Raw genomic sequence first — 25344 nt, forward strand, 5'->3', positions numbered from 1 at the left:
CTGACCAAAACTTTGCTCACTTTTTGGAAAGTGACGTTTTAAGTCCTGATGACAAAAATTACATTAGTAAATTTGGTCGCCCAGATGCATTACCTACGCCGTCGACCTTAAAACGCCTATTTTTGACCGATACAGAAGCATCGCAGGCACATTATGAGCTGTTGTGTTTTGCGCGATTACTACAAGCCTTAAAAATTAAATATGGGTTCTCCTTGCAACATGGAAACTTTATCCAGTTTTTGGCCGAACAACACAACCAAAAATTGAAGTCTCATCGTATTTCGCAACATGACACCCAAGCACTTACATTTAGAGCGATGGCTAGTGCCAATGCACAAACACATTTTCCTTTTTTGATGGAGATCCCTCTTTCATATCAGAAGTTGACTCAAGTGTTTTTTGATAAAACGCATGTTAAACGTATTGATCAAACCGACACTCGCTTAGCATCAATGGTATATAGCTCAACAGGTGAGACTACTTTTCAACTAAATACATTGATGATAAACCAAATAGATAAGTACCTTACTGAGCACCAAGAAGTAAGTCATCTCCTGCCATATATTCATTGGGCTAAAGCAATTAATTTGGTATATCAATATCAATTTAAGGAAGCACTCGCTGAATATGAACTATGCCTAGATGGTTTGTTATATCGTGATATGCGTTATTTAGAAGTACTGCTGAATGAGATACTTTGTATTGCTTCACTTGTGGAGAGCCAAAATAAACTCATTGGAAAGATTTCAAATTTAGCGATCCAATTTGACCTTAAAGTTGGAATCTTTGATCCAATTGAGCGCCCTGACCGCTTTAAAACCGACTTTGTTTTTGAAGAATGGGAAAAAGAAGCAACCCTAGTTGGATTCTTTAAATATTTTACTACCGAGACTTTTAGTGACAACGGTATGGAAATTAAGAAATTAATTCCAAAAATCAGCAAACTAGCAGTTCCTATGGATATTAGCCCTAACTTTAAAAAAGTAAATGTAAGCATTTACATTGATATTGAACAAAGACGTAAATGGCCTCAACCTCACTACTTTGTCGCTATCGGAGATTTTTCTACGGCTAGAAAGCTCATTGAAGCTGGTGCAAACATAAATGCATTAACTTCAAATAAAGAAAGTATTGTGCTTTTGGCATTGAACCACATTGCTGCTAAATTCGATGAAACATACGCATTCATCCAATATGTATTCGAATGTGGTTTTGATAAAGAGCTTTTAAATGAATGCACAGCGAAAAAGCAGACTTCCCCATTAAACCTCGCTATTGAAGAAAATCTGCCAAAACTAGTAAAACTCTTATTGGAAAATGGGGCTAATCCTAATATTACTGGTCTTTATGGTATTTCCATGCTTTACCAAAACTTAGGTGTGATTGGTCTATTGAATGGTCATAAAGTTGAACAAGCCAATGATAAATATCTTGCAGATTCGATTAGACGTCATTCTAACGGTGGTAGCGATATCGAAAGTTATAAGCAACTCCAGAGCCTACCAAGCCATGACCCTAGAAAGGTATTATTTGAGGAGGTGAAGCGAATCTCTCTTGGAGACAAGAAAGTTTGCGATGCCTACGAGATTTTCGAGTTACTTTTACAATATGGTGCCGATCCAAATCAAAATACAGCTCAGTATCCAATCAAAGGCTATACACCCTTCATGCTAGCCGTTGAAAAAGATAATGCTTATGCTGTCGATCTTATGCTCAAGCACGGCGCTCAATTGGAACAAAGCTATGTAAAAGCTGATGAAGGGTAAGCGTCCGCTGAACCCCACTTTTTCTAACTCATTAATACCGCGATAGTGTCCACTTAAATTTAAGTGGACACCTATTTATGGATTTAAAGACAGTTATAGACAGTGCACCAACGCTAAAAAAGCCCCGTCGAACCTTCACAGCTGAATTTAAACATCAACTTATTCAGCAATGCCAGCAGCCAGATACATCAGTGGCCAAGGTAGCAATGCAACATCAGATCAATGCCAATCTGCTACATAAATGGATTCGTCAGTCCAGATCAATGCCCCCTGCATTAAAAACCCCATCCATTCCACAGACTGACTTTCTTCCGGTCATTCTTCACCCGACTCCAGTCAAACAAGAAGCACCTCTACCACCTGTGCCAGAGAAGAAAGCTGTCGCTCATATCAGGATTCCATTACATGAGGCACCAAGTTCCGCAAGGGATCAGATGATCGAGATCGACTGGCCGGTGGAGTCAGTAACTGAATTACTGTTGCTGATCCAGGGTTTGACTCAATGATTCGTATTGATGAGATCTGGTTGTCTACCCAGCCGATGGACATGCGTGCAGGGATGGATACAGCCATGGCTCAGGTGCTGAGAGCCTTTGGCTACATCAAACCGCATTGCGCTTACCTGTTCTGTAATAAGCGTGGCCATCGTATGAAAGTGCTGGTGCATGATGGACTGGGTATCTGGCTGTGTGCCCGGCGGCTGGAACAGGGGAAATTCCACTGGGCTAAAGTTCACCAGGGTGAAAGTATGGCGATCAGCCCGGAGCAGTTACAGGCACTGATCCAGGGTTTGCCCTGGCAAAGAATCGGACTGCAGCAAGTGGTAACAATGCTCTAAACCAGGCTCATCCATTCTGCTATTCTCCAAACGTTCTATTTCCTCTGCATCATGACCTCAGGCATACTGCGGTCATGAATACGCTGCCTGATTTAAGCCAACTGACCCATGAACAACTGCTGGAATTTACCAGACAGTTGGCGATGCAGCATCAGTCTCTGGCACAATCTAAACAACAACTGGAACAATCAAATCAGCAATTAGATGCCAGAGTTCAACATCTTGAAGTCACCAATCAGCAATTAGATTCTAAAGTTCAACATCTTTCTATTCTCAATCAAAAATACGAGCATGAGCTTGCACTATTTAAACAGCATAAATTCGGCAGTAAAAACGAACATCTAACCGCAAAACAAATCCATCTCTGGGATGAAGCGGTTGAAGAAGATATTGCAGCGGTTGATCTGGAACTGGAACGACTGAATGCAGATAAAACCAATGCAGCTGCACAGAAAGCCCCAGTCAACAAACCTAAACGTCGGCTGTTGCCAGATCATCTACACACCCTCCGTATTGAGCATGAACCTGAATCAACACAATGCAGTTGTGGCTGTACCTTGCGTCGTATCGGTGAAGATGTCAGTGAAAAACTGAATTTCAGACCGGCACAGTTCTATAAGGAACAGCATGTGCGTGGTAAATGGGTCTGTGATCAGTGTGACACTCTGACTCAGCAAGCGATGCCAGCCTATGTGATTGATAAAGGCATTGCTTCACCTGAATTGCTTAGCCATGTGCTGGTGTCAAAGTATGCCGATCATTTGCCTTTGTACCGTCAACGTCAAATCTTTCTACGCGCAGGTGTTGATCTGTCTAGATCAACGTTATCTGACTGGATTGGCCGCTGTGGGGTGGAACTGGAACCTCTGGCCAATGCCTTAAAACAGGTGGTACTGCAACAGCAGGTGATCCATGCAGATGAAACACCGGTGACGGTCATGCAGATGGGTGAAAATGAGAAAAAGCCCAAAAAAGGTTATGTCTGGGCCTATGCCAGCACACAGTACAATCCAGTTCAGGCAGTGATCTATGACTTTCAAGATAGCCGTTCTGGCCAGCATGCTGAAGACTTCCTGAAAGGCTGGCAGGGTCATTTGGTCTGTGATGATTACAGTGGTTATAAAGCACGCTTTAGATCAGGTCAGGTCATTGAGGTGGGCTGCATGGCACATGCACGTCGTAAATTCCATGAACTACATGTGACCAAGAAAAGTCAGGTCGCTGAACAGGCATTAGTGCTGATTCAGAAATTATATGCGATAGAAGCAGAATTAAGAAAAAAGACGGATGGTACAGCGGAAGACCGCTGCGAATACCGACAACAGCATAGTCAACCGGTCATGCAACAACTATATGAATGGCTCAACCAACATCAGCTGACGGTGCCATCGAGTTCTCCAACCGCCCGGGCGATCAATTACAGCCTAAAACGTTGGACTGCTTTAAGCCGCTATCTGGATGATGGCAATCTACCCATTGACAATAATTGGATAGAGAACCAAATGCGTCCCTGGGCCTTGGGGCGTAAGAACTGGCTATTTGCAGGTTCGCTGCGCAGTGGTCAACGAGCTGCCAATATCATGACTTTAATCCAGTCAGCAAAGCTGAATGGCTTGGATCCGTATGCCTATTTAAGTGATGTGCTGAAAAGGTTGCCAACACATAAAGTGCCCCAAATAGAAGAATTACTACCTCACCGCTGGAAACCTGAACCCCGTTAAAACTTGGCGATGGCGTTCAGCGGATGCTTACATAAATCCGAGAATTATCGTATGATTTAAAAAATTCAAAAGAATAAACGGTAGTCGACGCTTTTTATGCCTAAATACATCCGTAGCACCTTGATGATGACCACTCTCGTTTCGCTTTTGAGTGGTTGCCAAGTGGTCAGTGTGAAAAATCAATCACTGAACGTCACAATTACCAATGAGCGTGAGAGTATTTTAACGCGGGATAAGCTCAGTGAAGCGAGTCTAAACGTACTGTCTATGACAGGTCGAGAAGCCAAAATCTGTTCAGAGCAACCTGAAGAATGTGTCAGCGAACTCAGACAAATTCCACAAATTCAGGATGAACAACTTCTCTCTACTGCCAGCGAACTGTATCTCGCTAAAGCAATTTCCTTAGAAAAATCATCTGCCTGTAAAGTGAGTATTTTAGCCAAGACCCAGTCTGCAGAAAAAAAAGCGCTACAAAAACAAAACTACCAAAGCTGCCTAGATCAGCAACTCGGCATGCTAGATAAAAGTATTCGTTATAGTTACGCCTACATGTTTAACACCAAACGTGGCCCCCAAGATCGTATTTTTGATAACCGACAAGTCCAACTCCGTGACTTTTATAACCAAGCTATCGCTAAACTTGTACATAGTTATGGACTACGCCATAGACCTTCTGAAGTCGGTAATCAAATCAAAGTGGGACAAAGTATTTACCGCATAAATTATGATAACTACCCACTTTTAAAAAACCGTCAAGTTGAACAACTGATGTCAACTTACAATATGAACTTTTCCGGCCTGCGCTCTATCACACGTCGCGATGGTTTTGGTTCAGAGTTTCTGATTGTCCTCCCACCTGAGCACAACGACACCTCACCCGAAAAAGCCAAATATATTGTCGATCCACTGCATTATCAGTATACCAATGGTCGTAATCCCAACATTCACAATGCCCGTTATTTGGCGGCAACCATTACCGCACAGCCACGCTCTGCATCCAGTATCGATGAGATCTTAAACAACCCTGAGTTTGAAATCTCAGCTTATGATCCCTATAAGTTTGAATCTGCGAAAATTGCAGGCAAAAGTTACCCTCTTGCTGCAAACTTTTCTGCACCTTATGGCTTATGGTTGGCACAAAACAATTTAGGTAAAGCCGCGTATTTATCACTGATTGATCGTGATGCACGCCTCACCATGCCGCACCTATACATGCTTGAGCCGTACAACCCAAATAAAAAAGTGGTGGTGCTCGTTCACGGACTAGCCAGTAGTCCAGAAGCATGGATTCGCCTGACGAATGATGTCATGGGCGATCCCGTGCTACGTGAACACTATCAAGTCTGGCAAGTGTTCTACTCGACCAATATGCCAATTTTGGAAAGTCGTTTCCAAATCTATGCAATCATTCAACAAAGTTTTAATTTGATCGACAGCAAAGCGCCTGCCAAAAAGCATGCTGTACTAGTGGGACATAGTATGGGCGGCATTATTGCACGGCTTTTGGTAAGCGATGCTGACTTAACCCCTGCGGCAATGAAACTGCTACCCAATCGACGTGTGCAACAATTTAAAAATGACCCTCTGTTTAAATCACGTCTCGACATTCAACCGATTCCAAACTTCAGTCGGGCCATTTTCTTAGCAGCGCCACATCGTGGGACAGAGTTTGCTGACCGCTGGTTTACTCTTGCGGCACGTAAAGTTATTCGTCTACCAGGTGCGTTTTTGGGGGCACTGACCGATGTTATACAAAGTAGTGACCCTGACCTACAAGCCTTCATTAAAGATGTCGATAATGGACTCATTCAAAATGGACCAAGTGATCTCAGCAAAAACTCTAATTTTACTCGGTTAACTAAAAACGTCGTTCCATACAAAGGCATGAAATTCCACAGCATCATGGGGAATGCGACCAAAAGTGATGACCTCAATATCATTACAGACGATGTCGTGCCTTATACGAGTGCCCATCTAGATGGTGCATTGTCTGAGAAGATTATTAAAGGTGGACATTCTATTCAAGAAACGCCTGAAGCCGTTCTTGAGTTACGTCGTATCCTGCGGTTGCACCTGACTGAACTCGGTCTGTATAAGCCTTAAATCTTAAAAAGCCTAAACAGATGTTTAGGCTTTTTATTTTTGCTTTACACCTAACGCCTACAACAATAATCACTTGGCTGTTTAACAACTGTTCGCTTTATAGATGATTTATTGTTTAGTCGTTTTCAATTTTGCTAAGATATTGCCATTCATACAATAGCTGTTCATAGCGCATAAATACACACGGTAAGCGGTGTCGCTCGGTCTATTTTTATATTGTGTATTTTCAAAGATTTAAGGATTTCACCTACATGAGCAATTCGGGAATCATAACTGATTTGTCCACCCTCACTCCCATGATGCAACAGTACATGGGCGTCAAAATGCAACATCCGCACTCTTTGATGTTCTATCGTATGGGTGACTTCTACGAGCTATTTTTTGAAGATGCACACAAGGCCGCTAAACTTCTCGGGATTACCCTGACCCATCGTGGCAAAGCCAATGGTGAACCCATCCCTATGGCAGGTGTTCCTTACCATGCAGCTGAAGGCTACCTTGCTCGCTTGGTGAAAAAAGGCGAAACCGTCGTTATTTGCGAGCAAATTGGTGAAGTCACAGGTAAGGCCCCTGTTGAACGTGGCGTTGTCCGGATTATTACGATGAAGGACGCCGTGTTTTTTTACAGGAAATAGCTGATTACTTTAATGCTAATCAAGTTAAAACTTTGATTGGAGTTTCTTAATTAATGTTCCCCATTACAAGTAATTATGTAGTGGGGAATTTTAGATTTAACAACCAAGTATTTAAATATTAAGCCTTTTTATAATTTTTCATTTTCTAGCAAAGCCCTGTCATTTACCAGTAAATTAAACATTTCTGATTCATGTTTTTTAATTTGCTCTTCCCACCATGTCCCATCAATCTCAAGCAGTTGAATCATTCTAAATAGTTTAAGTGTATCGATTTTTTTATCAGCGATAGAGGATTTAAAATGTTCTCGTTTAGCATTAGGTTGAAAATTACTTAAGCGTGAATTTTTACTATGGCTAATTAAACAAAGGTTCCCAAAGCTGTTTAAAGAATTTTTTGATAGAGCAGTATGACCTTCTATAGGATGTTGCGGATAAAAATGTTCAACAGAACTTCGGAATGTAAATTCAAATTTTTCTATAATTTCTATCTTCTCATTGTTTGGAGAATTAAGTTCTTTACACCAAATTAAATAATCGAGATAGTTAAATACAAAGTTATTCTCAATATTCTCAAACTCTAATTTAGAAAAATTAATTTCATTTGAGCCACTTTCTAGATTTTCATAAATCATTGCAAAGTAATCAGTTCCGACACCAAATTTTAAAAACCTTAAGAATATGAACTGTCTTGCTAATTTTTCTAAAGCCGCTAAATAGTCTTGTGCATTAACCTCTTCTTGTTGATATAAATAATAAAGAGTCCCATTTAACCAATGTTTATAAACTAATGTTGGGGTAGATACGTGAAAAGCACTGAGCAACATTAAAATACGGCGATTGATTCCTTTGTAACCATCTTCGTCTTCACTAAAGGTATTACTATAGCTACTACTTTTTTCAGAATACCAATGCAGTCGTTTTAGACTCCAGCTGTCTTTATCAGTTGCAAAATCTCGCTTAATAATAAACTGATCAAACATAAACTTACATTTCAGCAAGGTGAATGTGAACTCTTTTATTTTCTCAATAGGGTTTTCAGTTTTTAGAATATGCTCTTCAAACTGTTCAATAAGGCGCTTATCATCTAACGGAATATCTTTTTTGGCCCATATACGTAATACATGTAATAAGAAATTAGAAAAGTTTATAACGCTGCTAAAGCGCTCTGAAGTTAATTCGGTATTATTATCACGAATAATATTAGGTGGTTGTTTGAGCATTTGCATCAAACTTATATGAGTCTCATCCGTATCTTGCGAAGATTTCGAACTTATATCAACACAACGCATCAATTCATTAAAATTTTTAGGTACAAAAACTCCCCAATCATTGATTCCAAAAATAGAGTGTCTCTCTTTAGGTGAGAATCCATACTGCACATATCTTTCCATATTCGCTGTAGCATCCCAAACTGTAGTTAGAACTTGAGTGCAGGCTTCTTTTTCAGAATCACTTTGAATCATATTGAGTTCGGACATCAAGCGAGCTTTTACGATTTCATGCTTTTCTAATTGTTCACCTCGATTGTTCATTACCTCGAAATAATGATTAAGATCAGTATCTTTTGGCACATGCACACGAGTAATTTGCACATGATTGAATAGATATTCACAAAAATCAGTCAAATGATTGCCCAAACCAAGCAATCCTTTGCACAATAAGTCAAAGCCATTTATTAGATCATGATTATATTCATCACCCTTCAAGTTATAGGTTTCTATTCCATTCGTAAGTGCAGAGAAAGTTGCAGTAGATTTGGGGCGGCTTTCAAAGTCTATATTTGATTTTTGATACCAACTCATATCTGGGATTGATTCATTATTTTTCGCCAACACTTTTAAACAATTTGCCAACAGGGACAAAGTTGTGAATCTTTGTTGACCATCAATAACTTCAAAACTATGGTCAAGACGTTTGAATACGACCAGAGTACCTATGTAGTAAGTTGATATATTTTCAGGTCTCTTTTTATTATTTTTTTTCTGATAATCATGAATATCCTGAATAAGTTGATTAATTTCGCCTTCACCCCAAGCATAATTCCGTTGATACATTGGCACCACATAACGACAAACGTCACTTAGTAACTCTTTTACAGTTAAGGCTTGTAATATTTCATTCATAATATTTCATCTCTTTAAACAGCGTAATTAGCTCATCTCCTTTTTTATTTCGACTTTCAGAGACTGTAATCGATTCTAATGACCATACCAATAATTCATTTGGTGTCACAGCATGCTTAATCAGACTAAATACATTATTTTGAAGTACATAATTATCAATAGTTGCAAGTTGTACTACTTGCTGACGAAGTCGGCAACTATATGCCCATATAAATATTTTCTCGATCGCTTGTGAGAGCAGTTCTGATCCAAATTTGTCCAAATAAAATACGACTGCGCAATCAAATATAACTCGAATATATCTATCTCCAGTTCTGTTGCGACTCGAATAACTGTTGAGAGTATTTACAATCCTACTTGATAGTGGTTCAAGTGTTATACCTAGTATCTGAACTGGATGTTTATCATTAAAAGAATAGTCTTTTGAAACAATAGCTGAAATCTGCTGATGATAGTGCTTAGCCATCTCAAAGAAACGGCGCCCATTTATAACCATTTGATCGAGATGAAAAGGAAAATCAAGGATCTGATGATCGATTTTTCGGTGATACTGATTGTTGTAATCATCTACATAGTGATGAGCAATACGAAGTGACTCTACGTATGGGTAATGTCCCACTTGATCTAGATTAACGCCTTTAAATATAGAAATTTCATTTTTACCAAAGTAACGAGCAGACTTTCCACGTGTCCATTGGCGAATACGATATAAATAATTAGCAAACAATCGTGCTAAATCATCACTGTTTAAGCCTTCCCAATGTGCAACCGAGAGAGCCTTTAAGTGATTATCTACATCTGTAAACTCTCGTAAATGATATGCCTTCAATAAATCGTGAGGTTCAAGGTCACGACCACGTGCATTTTGAGAGTCAAAAAACTGGAATGCCTCAGAAACATCATCCAAAACAAAAATAACGATTTGACATCTATTTAATAAAAAATCTATATCAGCTTCAGTAAAATCTGAACGTGATACTATCCGTTTAGCTGCTAAGTAATTTTCATGTAAATTTTTATGAGTTATTACATTTGAGAAATATTGACGCTTCATAAAATCTTGAAGAATCGGATTTAATTCAGAAAGAGTTTGTTTTAGATTGTTTCTTTGTAATTTTGCTGATTTCTCCTCAATAATTGCTTGTACAATCAAAAGCAGAGTTAAAGTACGTTGTTGACCATCAACAATATCAAGTTGCATTTTTTCTTGATCAGAATGTTGGTGAAATACGACCGAACCTAGCCGATATGCTGATTTATCTCGATATTCACGTAAGTCATTAAATAATAAATTTAGATTTTTTTGTGTCCATTTATATGGCCTTTGATAAGCTGGAATACCTAAATTAGGTAAGGTTAATAATTGTTTAACAGATAGAATAGTTTTATCGAGTGACACTAAAAATATCCTCAATTTTGCTCAAATTATTTTTTTCAAGCATTTAATTCCCCATATTGTAAAAACTATATCGAACTCTTGCATAAATTTAATCGCTCATATCCACAAGGGTAAATGAAAGACTTTAATTTAGGTTAATCAAGTTATTAAAGACACCTTGTAATAAAGCGTCTCTATCTAACTTATCAATAATGCTCCTTGATATACCCATAAGCCTTATCAAAAAGCTCTTTATCTTTCCCTAAACCAAACTTATTCAGGGTAATAATCAAGGCCTTTTGCACCTCACGCGGACCACTTACCGAAGTCTGCCATCCATCAAAACGAGTGACTTTCACAATCTCATCAATCTGCTCAACAATCTGACGGATAATATCTGGTGTTTTTTCAGGTCGGGTTTCAATAAATAGCTTCGTTAATGCTTCTTTGTTATCAAGCTGTGTCACAGGTGCCTCCCCTGTTTCACGCTCAGCCTGAACCGTTTCTTTAGCTGTTTCAAGCAAGCCTTTCAACCAATCAATAGCCTTGATTACCCCTGCTTCATAGTCTTGACGGAGCTTTTCTAACCGCTCACCAAGTTGCACAAAACGCGGATCATCATGACCACGTAAGCGACCAAGTAAATTGATTTCAAGCTGTCTTGCTTTACGCTCTTGCTCTTTTTCTGTAAGGGTAAAGATTGCATGCTCATCCATGGTCAATGAACTAATATCATCACGAATACGGTTTACATCCGTATTTTCATGAATCATCTGAATCACTTGAGGACCAAGTGCTGCCCAGATTAACGAACCTGTACCTGTTGCAGGACGAATGCTTTCATAAATCTGTGCAAGCCATCTAAAATCTTGTCGATGCGGATTTAAGAAGTTATCTGGGTAAATCGCTGTCCATAATTTATTGACTACACCAAATGCACGAGCAAAATTGTCTCGCTTTTCATTGGTAGGTAGGCATTCCTGTGCAGCCATAATGCCTTCAAAGCCCTCTACTGCCCGATCTACTCCCGGGAAGAAATCTAAACACTTCTGTAAGGCTGGTTGGAATAGTTCTTTAAAACTCTCAATTGCTTCAACCACCTTATCAATATCTTCAGGGTCATAAGCAAGCGCCGTACGTAAGTTTTCAAACACACCAAGATAATCGACAATTAAGCCCATCTCTTTTTTAAATCCGTCTTTTTCATAGAGACGGTTCGTTCTGCACATTGCCTGGAGTAAAGTGTGATCCCGAAGTGGTTTATCCAAATACATGCAATAGCAGATTGGTGCATCAAAACCAGTCAGCAACTTTGCCGTCACAATAATGATTTGTAATGGATTCTCTGAATCTTTATAACCTTCTAAAATATCTTTCTGTGTTTGGCTATCAGCATCAATTTTTTGCCAACGCTCAAAATCATCCTTTTCTACCGGCAACTTAAGCTCTTCTTTCCAACGGCGCCAGTCTTTATTGAACTTTCCTTTCTTATCACCATCAGTCACTTCAATTGGGGCACGGTCCACATTCATAATGACTTCAATACTGTCCTTACCCAGTTTTTCTTTCAGTAAGTAGTACATTTGCACACAAGCATCACGGTCATAGACTACCACCATTGCTTTGAGCTTTTTCGGTTTTACGTGAGCATTAAAGTGCTCAACAATATCTTCACTAATACGTGCCATACGTTTAGGTGCTTTGAGCATCAGTGCCAATTTACCCGCACGGCGTGAAAGCTGAGCTTTTTGTTCTTCACTTAAATCATTTTCTTGAGCAAGCTTTTCGAATTCAGCATCAATGGTTTCACGATCTACTCGCAACTCAGCCAAACGAGGCTCAAACTTCACAGGATTGGTTGCAGCATCACGAATAGACTGTTTATAGCTGTATTTATTCATATAGCGACCTTCATCCTCTTCTGCACCAAAGAGCTTAAAGGTATTCTTTTCTAGTCCTGAAATTGGTGTGCCCGTCAAACCGAAGAAGAATGCGTTTGGTAAAGCCCAACGCATTTTCTCACCCAATGAGCCTTCTTGAGTACGGTGTGCTTCATCCACAAGCACAATAATATTACTTCGGTCATTTAAGCCTTTGGCATTGTCTTGTTCAATCTCAACATCTTGGAATTTAAAGATGGTGGTAATGAGAATGCCACGACTGTCCTGTTCAATATGCTGACCAAGCTTTTTACAACTTTTTACAGGCACAAGATTTTTAATATCTGCACCACCAAAGGTGTCATTGATCTGACCATCTAAGTCTTTACGGTCTACTACTACCAATACAGTTGGATTCTTCAGCTTTGCATCGGCACGTAGCATTTGCGCTGCGTACAGCATGAGTAAGGATTTACCTGAACCTTGGAAGTGCCAGATTAAGCCTTTCTTTGGATAGCCTGCTTTTACACGGTCTACAATTTGCGATGCGGCTTCAAACTGTGGGTAACGTGGCAAAATCTTAATTTTTGTCGGTACTAAGTTCTTACCAATTTTCACCGATGAATATAGCGTGAATGATTGTAGTAGCTTTAACAGTGTATTCGGATTGAGTAGGCCTGCTGCACTTTCAAGAACTGATGCCAAGCCCGGTAAAATTTCATCTCGCTGTTCAGTTTTATGCCATGGGCCCCAATCTTTTAAGCGTGCGTTGATTGCGCCGTAGGCAAATGTTTTCCCTTCTGATGCAAAACACAGTAAGTTAGGCACAAAAAAAGGAGCAACGTTACTCCAATAATTTTTTGCTCCACCACAGAAATCAGCAGCGCCGTCTTCCCAGCTTATAGCAGGACGGGTTGCCGTTTTCATTTCACCAACCACAAGCGGTATACCATTTACGTATAAAACTATGTCGAAATATGCTTCAGTCGTTGCAATAAAATGGACTTGTTTTGATACCACACAATGGTTGTTTTCGAGATTGTTGTAGTCAATCATATGAATGGTGACATGCTCACCATTCTCACCAAAAGGTAATGACTTCTCTGCTTTTAGCCATTCGTAGAAGTTTTCATTGGCTTTGACCAAACCTGTATGTTTTGCATCTAAGAATACCGCACGAAGTTTGTAGATCACTTCATCCGCATAGTCTGGATTGGCATGGATAGCAGGGTTGAGTTTCATCAATGCCTGCTTGAGCCAAGTACCAACCAAGACATCTTGTGGAGATTTAGGAATTGTATCCCCCGATACATATTCCCACTTCACCCCATCTAAATTTTGTAGTTTTTGGACAATTGCTTCTTCTGGTCCATTTGCTTCATTAAACAATGCAAGATACCCTCTATATAAATTTAAATGTTTTTAATATATTCAAGACATTGATAATTTTATTTAATGACGTAGCTTCTACTGCTTCTATTTTTTCAAGAATATTAACAATTACATCTTGAACAAATTTATCAGGTACTGAAATGTCAATTTTCTCCAATGTAGCTCTAGATAATGAAGGTACCCCAGACCCCTCATTCAATGACCGAAGATCGATACCTTCTAGAAAAAAGAAAAGCCACTTTAAATTTAATCTTTCACTTTTTTTACTTAAACAGTAAAAAGTTGTATCAATTGGCCAACAGGCACCTTTAAAATAAATTGGTTTATCAATCGTACCTTTCCGACCTAACAAGATAAGCTCATCTGAATCAACCAAATATTCATCAGAATAACCAACAACACCACTTGATCCTAAAATAGGATATTCACCATTATCTTTTTTAATGCCTAATGGTGATTTCCCATAATTGATACTAATAAGATCTTTCAGCTTTTTGTTACTTATACTAAATTCTACATTACTAAATTTTTCATAATCACCAATTAGACATTTATGAACGATGTTGTTTTTAAGATTGTAAATTGAAGCTATCAGCTCATCGTGGGCTTTATCAATTTTCTGATAAGAGTCGTATAAATTCAGAATCCTTTTTTGAGCATCAATTGGATTAAGTGAAACTATAAACTCATTTAATAATGAAAATTTAGTACGTGGTGATAAGGAACCTGATGATGTCTGTACTGCATGCTCCCAGAATCTATCAGTATGAATAATCAATAAAATTACTATATTATCAATAACATTATCCTTTTTATCTATAACAATAATATCCCCACTGCAAACACCATCAAACTCAGCAATTGCCGCTTTTTTAAGATAAGGACGGCGTTTACCAATTAAGATATGTCCTTTTTTGAATACACGTGTAAAAGTTGGCTTATCTTCAGCAATTAATCCCCAACGTTTAATTTTTAACGAACCTGAGTCTAAATGTTCTAAACCAATATATTTATCGTAGCCATCTGCAATCGGGTCTTTGGTCGTCAATTTCACTTCACGACAAATATCACCAAACTTTACTTCTTTGTATTCCATATTCAAATCAGTACTCATACATCTTGCTCCACTGATTGAACATCTAAGCTTTTTAAATCTTTCATCAAATCTGCAACTAAATCTTTTAACTGTTTACGATTATCTACCCAATCACCCAAAAGCTGATCCATAGATACCGTTTCTTGTTCTTTCTTTAAAGACACATATAAGGGAATAGAAAGGTTATGGTTGTTTTGACGAACCTCATCTAAATCCACCAAGCGTGCAATTTCACTCTCTTCAGGCTTAAAGTAAGCATTCATCAATACTTCTAAGTCTTTTTCAGAAAGACGGCTATGCGCACGCTCTCGTGTCACATGCTCTACACCATTGATAAAGAGAATCTTATTCTTACGCTCTTTGGGCTTATTAGTTCCCAAAACAACAATACAAGACTCCATTGGCGAGTTATAGAACAGGTTTGGACCTAAACCAATGACGGCATCAATAATGTCTGATTCAATCACTTGCTTACGAATTTCAAACTCTGAATCACGGAACAATACACCGTGTGGCCATAACATCGCACCACGACCTGTATCCGGCTTTAAACTCTTAATGATATAGGACTTACGCATTGACGGATTCAAAAAAGTATTAAAATAGTTTATAAAGTATCTGTGATCAGACGAACTAAACATGCTTCTACAGCAACTTGTACATTACCCATTTATATGGGCTTTCTCATGACAGAACCGAACTCTATTAGCTGCACACAACTTGCCGAGACTTATAATATCTCGCATGATAGTGTAAATCGCTTTCTAGAGCGTGAAGACTACACACCTCACGACCTATATCAAGAAGCAATTCAACATATTGATAATAATAAACTTATAGTCAGTATTGATGATACTGTTTTAGATAAACCATATAGTCAACATATGGACTTGGTTAGCTATTTTTGGTCAGGCAAACACCACCGATCCGTCAAGGGGATTAATCTCATTACCTTGTATGCGACAGATCAGAATGGTCAAAATATTCCAATTAATTTCCGAATTTATGACAAATCTGAGGGTAAAACCAAGAATGATTACTTTATGGATATGTTAAGTGAAGTACTTAGTTGGGGTGCAAAGATTCAATTTATTACAGGTGATAGTTGGTATTCATCGACTGCAAATCTAAAAACCATAAGAAAACATGGTATTCGATTTATGTTTGGTATCGACTGTAACCGTAAGGTTTCCCCTGAAAAAGGACAATGGTTTCAACTGCGTTTATTGCCGAATTTCCATCAGGGTCAAGTGGTCTGGCTCAAAGATTTTGGCTTTGTACAATTATTTAAGACTCAGTTAAAAGAACAGCAGAGGTTTTATATTGTGTATCAAGATGAAGATGATTTATTGTCCTTTGAGGGTTTTCATGAATTACATTCAAGTCATTGGAAAATAGAACAATATCACCGAGTGATTAAACAGGTTTGTCATATTGAAAAGTTTCAAGTAAGACGGTCTAAACTGATTTTGAATCATATTTTTTCAGCCTTAATGGCCTACGTTGAGATACAAAAGAACCAGTTTGAGGGGATCTTTGAAAATGTATATCGTTGGCAGAAGAAATTATTTAGACCAATGATCAAAAACTTCATTGATGACTTTATTCTCGATAAAAATCATCTGCTACCACAGAGAGTCTATAAATAACAGTGCGTAAGTCCTATGATATGTGTATAGAAACCATAATCGGCACAGCCTTGTGGCGGTACACCATACATATTGCGATGGAAAGGATCTGCTGAGAATTTCTTACGATCCCATTTTTTAATCGAGTACGGCGGGTTAGCCAAAATCACATCAAACTGTTTGAGCTGATCGTTTTCAATAAACTTCGGCTCACCTAAAGTATCACCACGGCGTATATCAAACTCTTCAATGTCATGCAGGAACATATTCATACGGGCAATCGCAGAGGTGAGTAAATTCACCTCTTGGCCATAGAGCTTCACGCTACGCCATTCTTCACCTTTCTCACGCAAATCCATGACTGCATTCAGTAACATTCCACCTGTACCACAAGTTGGATCGTAAGCGGTTTCACCTGGTTTTAATTCCATGATACGGGTCATGAAATGCACCACAGTACGATTGGTATAGAATTCAGCCGCCGTATGACCTGAGTCATCCGCAAATTTCTTAATCAAGTATTCATAAGCCTGACCAAGATCGTCTTGCTTGACCTTATGTAAACCCAAATCAATCTTACTAAAGTGCCCAATCAGGTCTTTCAATAGATGGTCTGGCAGACGTTCTTTATTGGTCCACTGCGCATCACCAAAAACACCTGCTAAGCGTTCATTTCTCGCTTCAATGGTTCGTAGCGCCGTTTGAATGGCCTTACCGATATCCTGCGTCGTTTCTTTTACGGTTTGCCAACTTGCTTCAACAGGAATTTGAAAACGATGAAAATACTCGGCATCAAATAGTTCATCCGTACCCATTTCTTTTTTGGCATCTTCAAGCTCGTCATCATACACATCTGACAACCGTTTAAAGAACAAAAGCGGAAACACATATTGTTTATAGTCAGAAGCATCAATTTGCCCACGGAGGAACTCAGCAGCACCCCAAAGTAGGTCTTCTAATTTTGCATTTTCATTTGCCATTTGACTTAACCTACATCCTTAAACTTAAAACCTTGGGCTTTTAGCAACATTTCTAACTCTAGCTCAGCTTTTTCTAAATCTGCCATTTTGTTGATGAAATCACTTAAAGCCTGTTCGAGTGTCATGGTCTCTTGTTCTAAAGGCTTTTGAACATAGCGTGCAATATTTAAGTTAAATTCATTTTCTTCAATTTCAGAAAATGGCACCCAACGAGATTGACCAATTATTTCCTGCCCTTCGTTTTTTGCTTTGATGTAAAGATCATAAATTTCATCAGATTGTTCATTACTCAATGTGTTTTGCGCACGGCCTTTGGTAAAGATCTCTTCAGCATTGATGAACAACACAGGTGCATTTAATACTGTTCCATTTTTTTGCTGCGTTGGTGCTCTATCTTTACGAAGGACTAAGATACAGGCCGCAATAGTTGTCCCATAGAAGAGGTTTTGCGCAACACCAATCACTGCTTCAAGCTGATTCAACAATAAAAGCTGTTTACGTATTTCAAGCTCAGAACCACCTCGGAACAATACGCCGTGGGGCAATACCACAGCCATACGACCATCATCTTTAACTGAAGCCAACATATGTTGAATCCAAGCAAAATCGCCGTTGGTTTTTGGTGCTAAGAACGTCTTACGTACTAATTTGGTTTTTTCAGGGTCTTCACTGCTTAAATCAGGCTCTTCTACCATATAGACATTGCGTGCATACGGGTCTGAAGACCACTTGTTATAGCCCCATTCTTTTAAGCTAAATGGCGGGTTCGCAATTACACAGTCAAATTGCTCAAGCTGATCGTTTTTAAGGAATTTAGGTTCAAGTAGAGTATCACCACGGACTATTTGAAAGTCTTCTTGTCCATGCAAGAACAAGTTCATGCGGGCAATCGCTTCAGTAGTCAGGTTTTTTTCTTGTCCTTTTAAAGTTAAGGATCGCGGATCACCACCATTCTCTGCAACGTGGTGAATCGTTTCCAATAACATACCACCAGTACCACAAGCTGGGTCATATATACTTTCACCTTGCTTTGGATCAAGAATATTAACCAGTAAGCGTACAATTGAACGTGGCGTATAGAATTCCCCTGCTTTTTTATTAGCTTTATCAGCAAAGCGTTTAATCAGATATTCGTACGCACGGCCCATATCATCATTACGTACTTTACTCACACCGAGATGATATTTATTGAAATGCCCAAGCAAGGTAATTAAAAGCTCGTCAGATAGACGATCTTTATTGGTCCAGCTAGCATCACCAAAAATGCCATATAAGTTTTCATTTGCCTGTTCAATTTTGTTGAAGGCGTCTTTTAAATGCTGACCTACATCTTGCGTATGTGCGATGACATCATTCCAATGACAGCCTTCAGGAATATCAATACGGTGAAACATGGGCCCACGAGCAAGCTCTTCATCGCCTATTTCTTTAATCGCATCTACTAATTCTTCATCGTAAACATCACAAATACGCTTGAAGAACAGAATCGGGAAAATATAGGTCTTATAGTCTGAGGCATCAATCGGACCGGTAATAATATGTGCCGCTTCCCATAAATGGGTTTCTAAGTCTTTTAAATCAAGAAGAGTCATAGGTTTACTACATTTAATTTATATGAATATGGATAGGTTACTTTTGCAAAGACAGGATGAATTTCTGAATCATCTCTCTTTCGGTCTCTGGTAACGCTTGAATCGATTTAGCAATTGGGTCTGTACCTAGATCTGAGTATTGATCGGTACGCCCAAGCAAGTAATCACTTGAAACATTCAGTACCACCACCAATTTATAAAAATTTTCTAAAGACGGCTTTCGAGAGCCTGCTTCAATATGTGAAATAGATGTTGAAGGAATACCCGTTTTTTCAGAAATATCCTGCTGTGTCATTTTTCTTTGGGTTCTTATTTCTTTGAGCCGTGTACAAAACAGCTCAGAATCCATCTCAATCAACATAAAACACCATAAATCGACAATAAGAACTTGACTATATCGACAAGTTTTCATATATATATTGACAGTATTTTATTGTCTATTTCGACAAAAAGACATCATCAGACGAAATTAAAAGAGGAAATTTAATATGAAGAATAGTGTATGTGCATGAGTGTCTTATATCGACAATAAAACACTCATGCTTTTCATCTCAAGTTACTGAAATGAAAGATGTAAAATTTCGACGTTTTACTACTACATTCTGAACCGTACCGGGTTTGTCGGAGACTTTTTTATTTAAGTTAGGCCACCTGACCTAACGGGTTAATCTTATCATAGTACATTGCTTCAAACTCAAAAGGCGATACATAACCCAGTGCACTGTGTACACGCTTTTTATTGAACCAATCTACCCAGTTTAGTGTCGCAAGTTGTACATCTGCTAAACCTTGCCAATCTGCTTTTAGATATTCAATCACCTCTGTTTTGTATAAGCCATTCACCGTTTCAGCCAAAGCATTATCGTATGAATCACCAGTCGTACCGACTGATGCTCGTAAATTTGCTGCTTCTAAACGATTGGTATAGCGAATGGAAAGATATTGCACACCTCTGTCGGAATGATGAATCACATTCTTTGGCATGCCGCGATCATGCAATGCTTGCTCCAATGCATCGAGCACCATATCTGTATTCATCCGTGTAGATACTTTCCATCCAACAATTGCTCGTGAAAACACATCAATAATAAAGGCGGTATAGACCCAGCCTGAATTTGTTTGAATATACGTAAAGTCACTGACCCATAATTGGTCAGGTCGATCAGCACTAAAATTCCGTTTCACTAAATCATCTGCTCGTTTTTGGTCATCTCGGCTACGGGTGGTTTGTTTGTTCTTACCACGCCAAACACCTTGTATACCTAGCTTTTTCATTAATCGAGCAACAGTACAGCGTGCAATAATATAGCCTTCACGTTTCAGTTTTTGCCAGACTTTACGTACACCATATCGACCTGAACTTTCCTTCCAAATTCGTTTAATTTGTTCAGCATGATGCAAGTCATGTAAATTTCGCTTCGCTCGATGTTCTGGATTGTCCGCGAGATCTAAAGTTCGGTAATAGGTTGAAGCTGCGATCGGTAAAATCCTACAAATCGCATCAACACCATATAAGTCTTTATTGTTATGGATGAAATCCACCATTATTTGTGTGGGCGGTCGAGCTCCGCCTGGGCGAAAAAAGCAGCTGCTTTACGTAGAATTTCATTGGTACGCTTTAATTCTTTGATTTCACGTTCCATCTGCTTCATTTTTTCTTGATCTGATGCCTGTTGTACTTTGATAGGATTTTGTTGATCGAGATGTTTTAAATACCAAACACGCAGTGTTTCAGGAGTACAACCTATCTTAGGCGCAATAGCAGTGATTGCAGCCCAATTCGATGGATAATCTTTTTCGGATTCAATCAATAATTGAACCGCTCTATCTCGGATTTCAGGGGTATATTTTGGTTTTTTCATCGGAACATTCTCTCAGGAAAGTTGGTCTCCGACAAACCCGGTACGGTTCAAGTTTCAGTAGTAAGATGAACGTTCTTAATAGGTGGTGATTTTTCGAGAAGTTCATTGATATTTGCCCAGCCTTCGGCATCTAGGGTTAAACCAATTTCTTCGGGTTTATGTCTTAAAATAAAACTTAGATATTTACTGATTTCAATTGTATTCATGGTTCTTTAATCGGTTTTGTGGCGTAAGCGTTGTACTTTGTTAGGATATATGGAGATTAAAATGAACATCTATATGTTGTCTATATGTTGTTTGAAAAGCTTATCATTTGTTGTTTGACTTAAATGTTTAAATTTGTTTACCGTAGTGGCCTTATAAGAGGGTGAGGAAATATCAAAAGAAACCTGTGTTGCTTTAAGATAATGTTTAGATTTTACACTATTTATTTTTCTGAATTTTTAAATAAGATAGAAGCATAGCCGTTCTTTAAGGGTATCAATTTACCTATGACCCATATCATCACAGGTAAATTTGATAGCCTTTAAACCGTGGCAAAATAGGTTTAATCAGTTAATGGGATTTGCCATGATGACCGACATGACTACTGAGCATATCAGTTAATTCTTGGCGGACTTGGTTAAATTCAGGTGAAGTAATTTGTCGTGGTCGCGCAAGCGGGATCGAATAATCGCGTTCGATTCGCCCTGGTCCTGCAGTCATGACCACCACACGATCGGCAAGCAGAACAGCTTCTTCAACCGCATGCGTCACAAAAATCACCGTTAAATTGGTTTTTTCCCAAATATCTAATAATTCATTTTGTAGACTTTCTCGAGTTAAAGCATCCAAGGCACCAAAAGGTTCGTCCATTAATAACACTTCACAATCATTGGCAAGTACACGTGCAATGGATACACGTTGTTTCATCCCACCTGATAATTGATTCGGGAAGTGATTGGCAAATTTGGTGAGTCCGACCATTTCAAGATAATGGTCGGTCAGTTCTTTTAATTTTGCTTCAGATAAGCCACGTTGTTTGGGGCCAAAAGCAATATTTTGACGGACAGTGAGCCATGGGAATAAACCATAATCCTGAAACACCATACCACGTTGAGAATCAGGTTCGGTAATTTCTGCACCATACATGGTGGCACTGCCTGTTGAAACCGTTTCAAAACCACCCATAATGCGGAGTAAAGTCGATTTGCCACAGCCTGAAGCACCAATCAAGCAAATAAATTCCCCCTTTTGAATTTTAAGATCAACATCTTTAAGGGCATGGATAGATTGACCATTTAAATCAAACACTTTGCTGACATGTTGGATATCTAAAATCGGTTTTGCAGTTGTTGAATTAGAGAGATTAGACATTATGTTGTGGGCTCCATTTTAATAAATAGTTATTGAGTGCAACCAATAAGCGATCAGTGATATAACCACTTACACCAATGACGATCATGCCGGCAATCACCACATCCGTACGTGACAACATACGGGCATCCATAATTGAGGCGCCTAAGCCTTCTTGGACACCTGTCATTTCACCTACGACAATTAAAAACCATGCAATGCCATGTCCTAGACGTAAACCATTAAAAATAGAGGGTAAAGATGCAGGTAAAATCACTTGGTGGAACATGGATGGACCTTTACAACCCAACATAGCTGCTGCTTCAAAAAGACGTCCTTCTACGGATTTCACACCAAAAGTCGTATTAATGACGATGGGGAAAAACGCGCCAAGAAATACAATGAAAATTGCTGCATTTGGTCCCACACCAAAGAAAATCATAGAAAGCGGAAGCCATGCTGTGACAGGAATAGGGCGTAAAATTTGTAAGGTTGGATCTATAAACTGACGAACTTTTGCATTTTTACCAATCAGTAAGCCAAGTGGAATGGCAACCAATGCAGCAAGCGCAAATGCGCCATATACTCGACTGATAGAATGAATCCAGTTGGTGGCAAGACTGCCACTGAAGGCATCATCATAAATACCACCAAAAGCATAATCCCAAATCATTAGCACCACTTCTTTGGGTGATGGCACTAACATGGTTCCTGTTGCCCGTACAGTCATGTCCCAAGCGATTAATAAAAGAATTGGCAAAATAATAGGAACTAACCAAGTAAACGCCCAATTTTTAAATTTACGTTTTTGCTGTGCAGGCGCTGAGAAACTCACTGCTGTATCTGCTGTGATCGCACCAGAATTTGATTTTCCCATGAGAATATCCCCTCGATTTTGATTAAATTCAATTAATTTGCAGGAATAAATCTGGTATCTACAAACTGGTTAAAGGTCGGTAATTTACGGATTTGTTTGCGCTCAAGCATCATGGTGCTGTAGTACTGAACACGTTTATTCCATGTTGCATCTGCTTTCCAACTAAAAGATACGTTTTTAGAAGCTAAATCAGCCACAGGTGCAGATAACCCCAATCTTTTGCTGGCCATTTCTGCCACTGCCTGACGGTTGTTATTGGCATATTCGGTGGCTTTTTTATGAACCTGTAAGAAAACTTTAACCAGTTCAGGATTGGTTTTAAGGGTATTGGCATGTGTAGTCATGACAGTATTTAAATTACCCACTCCTGTTTTGTAGGGATATTCAAGCACTCTGCCTGTGCCACGTGTAATATTGACAGAAGGTCCTGGTTCTGAACCTGCATAGGCATCAATATCATGACGTTCTAATGCACCTGCCATTTCACTAAACGCTAGGCGGACAGGTTTAATGTCTTTTAGTGTCATGCCTTCTTCTTTTAGGCGTTCAAGAAAAATAGCTTCCTGAGTTGAACCGGGTAAAATCCCTACTTTCTTGCCTTTGAGATCTTTAAACTTCTGCACAGTTGAATTTTTAGCAACCACAATGCCAACACCACCATTACCGCTTGGTGCAATTACTTTTACAGGTTCACCAACGCTGGCACCCAAAATAGCCGCTGCCACACCATAAGTTCCAAAGTCTACCGATTTGGTGACAACCGCATTTTTACCATCTGTAGGGGTTTCAAAAGGGATGACCTGAATCTTGTAACCTGGTGGGGTAAATTTTTCATAAAAATGCGGCACAATGGAGTTAATCACTTTTAAGGTGCCTACTTTAATTACTTGATCGGCTGCATAACTTGCAGGAGATAAAATAACGCTAGAAATAAATAAAGATGGCATTAAATATTTACGTAAAGACATGGTTTGACCCCCAAAGCTATAGTTTTTGTACACTTTGTTGTATACAAGATTTTTCAATCACTTGGGTTAAAGCATGATTTATGCCAATTATTTGCACTTATTTTAAATAAATTAAACATCATAATGGTATGTTAAGAAAATATTATTATTATTTTGGGGCTTTGTTGCACAAACCTAGCATCAAAAGCTTATTCAGCAATATAATTTCAAAATGAATAAGCCTGCCTCTAAAATCTACCGTACAACCAATTGGTCATCCTATAACCGAGCCTTAATTAACCGAGGTAATATTTCCATTTGGTTTGATCCAAAGACTCAGTGGTATGCACAATCACAAGGCAAGCAAGGTCGAAATCAAACCTACTCCGATACAGCGATTCAATGCTGCTCAATGATCAAATTACTATTCCGACTCTCTTTACGTATGGTCACAGGTTTTGTTCAAAGTCTGATTAAACTCTCCGGATTAGATTGGACAGCTCCGGATTATTCCACCCTTTGTCGTAGACAAAAGCATATTGATATTGCGATTAGCTATCAAAAAAGTAGTGATGGACTGCATCTACTCGTAGACTCTACTGGTTTGAAGTTTCTTGGTGAAGGTGAATGGAAACGCAAGAAACATGGGGCTGAATATCGTCGCCAATGGCGTAAGCTTCACATTGCTATAGATGCTAAAACCCTGCAAATACGTGCAGTACAACTCACCACAAATAATGTCAGTGATTCTCAAGTACTCGAAGATTTACTTGCTCAAATTCCCTTGGATGAACCAATTGATTCTGTTTATACAGATGGTGCTTATGACACAAAGCACTGCCGACAAGTCATTTTAGATCGAGATGCACATGCGATCATTCCACCTAGAAAGAATGCAAAGCCTTGGAAGGATCAGCAAGCGAGGTCTATAGAGCGGAACGAATTATTAAAGACAGTCAAACGGCTAGGCAGATCGCTTTGGAAAAAGTGGTCTGGTTATCACCGTCGAAGTTTGGTTGAAACCAAGATGCATTGCATCAAATTATTAGGCGATAAATTAACAGCGCGGAGTTTTCCAAGTCAGGTGAATGAGATCCATGCACGCATGGCAGTCTTGAATAAATTCACAGAATTAGGTCGCCCTCATACCCAAGTTGTCTCTTAAATTTGAGTAGCTTAAGGGAACTCAGC

The 25344-nt window shown here is 39.0% G+C and carries 19 protein-coding genes, 2 pseudogenes and 1 other annotated feature; of the genes and pseudogenes, 8 read left to right on the forward strand and 13 right to left on the reverse strand.

What is annotated here, in order from left to right; translation table 11 throughout:
• Positions 1-23: 23 nt before the first annotated feature.
• The 6 genes and pseudogenes from HGD77_RS09590 to HGD77_RS09615 all read left to right on the forward strand — a co-directional run.
• Positions 24-1766: an ankyrin repeat domain-containing protein gene (locus HGD77_RS09590; protein ID WP_228761427.1), complete on the forward strand. Its 1743-nt coding sequence runs from the start codon at positions 24-26 to the stop codon at positions 1764-1766.
• Positions 1767-1843: 77 nt separating this feature from the next.
• Positions 1844-2272, forward strand: a complete 429-nt coding sequence (gene tnpA, locus HGD77_RS09595) for an IS66-like element accessory protein TnpA (RefSeq protein ID WP_000364662.1) — start codon at positions 1844-1846, stop codon at positions 2270-2272.
• Positions 2269-2604, forward strand: a complete 336-nt coding sequence (gene tnpB, locus HGD77_RS09600; RefSeq protein ID WP_000618090.1) for an IS66 family insertion sequence element accessory protein TnpB — start codon at positions 2269-2271, stop codon at positions 2602-2604. Before tnpA ends, tnpB begins: the two co-directional genes overlap by 4 nt.
• 74 nt (positions 2605-2678) lie before the next feature.
• Positions 2679-4325, forward strand: coding sequence for an IS66-like element ISAba17 family transposase (locus tag HGD77_RS09605; RefSeq protein WP_001094416.1), 1647 nt, complete (start codon positions 2679-2681; stop codon positions 4323-4325).
• A 96-nt stretch (positions 4326-4421) separates the two neighbouring features.
• Complete coding sequence (locus tag HGD77_RS09610; protein ID WP_168730786.1) at positions 4422-6428, forward strand: esterase/lipase family protein; 2007 nt, start codon at positions 4422-4424, stop codon at positions 6426-6428.
• A 251-nt stretch (positions 6429-6679) separates the two neighbouring features.
• Positions 6680-7030: pseudogene (locus tag HGD77_RS09615) on the forward strand (DNA mismatch repair protein MutS); the annotation flags it as partial.
• A gap of 161 nt (positions 7031-7191) precedes the next feature.
• Here the strand turns inward: HGD77_RS09615 and HGD77_RS09620 are convergent.
• The 5 genes from HGD77_RS09620 to HGD77_RS09640 all read right to left on the reverse strand — a co-directional run bounded on the left by HGD77_RS09620 (position 7192) and on the right by HGD77_RS09640 (position 15510).
• Positions 7192-9186, reverse strand: coding sequence for a DUF262 domain-containing protein (locus tag HGD77_RS09620; RefSeq protein ID WP_168730788.1), 1995 nt, complete (start codon positions 9184-9186; stop codon positions 7192-7194).
• On the reverse strand, positions 9179-10585 hold the full coding sequence (locus HGD77_RS09625; RefSeq protein ID WP_228761428.1) for a DUF262 domain-containing protein: 1407 nt from the start codon (positions 10583-10585) through the stop codon (positions 9179-9181). The genes HGD77_RS09620 and HGD77_RS09625 overlap by 8 nt, the downstream gene beginning before the upstream one ends.
• A 185-nt stretch (positions 10586-10770) precedes the next feature.
• Positions 10771-13833, reverse strand: a complete 3063-nt coding sequence (locus HGD77_RS09630) for a type I restriction endonuclease subunit R (protein ID WP_168730789.1) — start codon at positions 13831-13833, stop codon at positions 10771-10773.
• A gap of 13 nt (positions 13834-13846) precedes the next feature.
• The gene (locus HGD77_RS09635; RefSeq protein WP_168730790.1) at positions 13847-14950 is read right to left on the reverse strand and encodes a restriction endonuclease subunit S; all 1104 of its coding nucleotides are present in this window, start codon (positions 14948-14950) and stop codon (positions 13847-13849) included.
• On the reverse strand, positions 14947-15510 hold the full coding sequence (locus HGD77_RS09640) for an N-6 DNA methylase (protein WP_228761429.1): 564 nt from the start codon (positions 15508-15510) through the stop codon (positions 14947-14949). The genes HGD77_RS09635 and HGD77_RS09640 overlap by 4 nt, the downstream gene beginning before the upstream one ends.
• A gap of 42 nt (positions 15511-15552) precedes the next feature.
• Between HGD77_RS09640 and HGD77_RS09645 the strand changes: the two genes are divergently transcribed.
• Positions 15553-16581: a transposase gene (locus HGD77_RS09645; protein WP_080591915.1), complete on the forward strand. Its 1029-nt coding sequence runs from the start codon at positions 15553-15555 to the stop codon at positions 16579-16581.
• On the opposite strand, the gene HGD77_RS09650 is transcribed toward HGD77_RS09645, so the two are convergent.
• The 8 genes and pseudogenes from HGD77_RS09650 to HGD77_RS09685 form a co-directional block, all read right to left on the reverse strand.
• Positions 16572-17540 (reverse strand): type I restriction-modification system subunit M, encoded by a 969-nt coding sequence (locus tag HGD77_RS09650; protein ID WP_228761430.1) that lies wholly within the window; start codon positions 17538-17540, stop codon positions 16572-16574. The genes HGD77_RS09645 and HGD77_RS09650 overlap by 10 nt on opposite strands.
• A gap of 5 nt (positions 17541-17545) precedes the next feature.
• Positions 17546-19132 carry a type I restriction-modification system subunit M gene (locus tag HGD77_RS09655; RefSeq protein WP_168730791.1) on the reverse strand — a complete coding sequence of 529 codons (1587 nt, stop codon included), beginning with the start codon at positions 19130-19132 and terminating at the stop codon, positions 17546-17548.
• 37 nt (positions 19133-19169) lie between these two features.
• Entirely contained in the window at positions 19170-19493 is a 324-nt protein-coding gene (locus HGD77_RS09660; protein WP_168730792.1) for a helix-turn-helix domain-containing protein, read from the reverse strand.
• 281 nt (positions 19494-19774) lie between these two features.
• Positions 19775-20994 (reverse strand): IS3 family transposase gene (locus HGD77_RS09665; RefSeq protein ID WP_153566658.1). Its coding sequence is split into 2 segments (ribosomal slippage): positions 19775-20718 and positions 20718-20994, totalling 1221 coding nucleotides; the frame shifts between segments, so codons are not numbered across the junction.
• Positions 20603-20719, reverse strand: a sequence feature (AL1L pseudoknot). It overlaps the preceding gene by 117 nt.
• Positions 20995-21047: 53 nt before the next feature.
• Positions 21048-21200, reverse strand: a pseudogene (locus HGD77_RS09670) (RNA 2'-phosphotransferase); the annotation flags it as partial.
• A gap of 349 nt (positions 21201-21549) precedes the next feature.
• Entirely contained in the window at positions 21550-22350 is an 801-nt protein-coding gene (locus HGD77_RS09675) for an ABC transporter ATP-binding protein (RefSeq protein WP_168730794.1), read from the reverse strand.
• On the reverse strand, positions 22343-23206 hold the full coding sequence (locus HGD77_RS09680) for an ABC transporter permease (RefSeq protein WP_168730795.1): 864 nt from the start codon (positions 23204-23206) through the stop codon (positions 22343-22345). Before HGD77_RS09680 ends, HGD77_RS09675 begins: the two co-directional genes overlap by 8 nt.
• 32 nt (positions 23207-23238) lie before the next feature.
• Entirely contained in the window at positions 23239-24174 is a 936-nt protein-coding gene (locus HGD77_RS09685; RefSeq protein WP_168730796.1) for an ABC transporter substrate-binding protein, read from the reverse strand.
• A gap of 211 nt (positions 24175-24385) precedes the next feature.
• On the opposite strand from HGD77_RS09685, the gene HGD77_RS09690 reads away from it, so the two are divergent.
• Positions 24386-25318: an IS5 family transposase gene (locus tag HGD77_RS09690; protein WP_168730797.1), complete on the forward strand. Its 933-nt coding sequence runs from the start codon at positions 24386-24388 to the stop codon at positions 25316-25318.
• Positions 25319-25344 lie beyond the last annotated feature (26 nt).

It is taken from the genome of Acinetobacter sp. NEB149 (assembly GCF_012516415.1).
Classification (GTDB): Bacteria; Pseudomonadota; Gammaproteobacteria; order Pseudomonadales; family Moraxellaceae; genus Acinetobacter; species Acinetobacter lwoffii_V.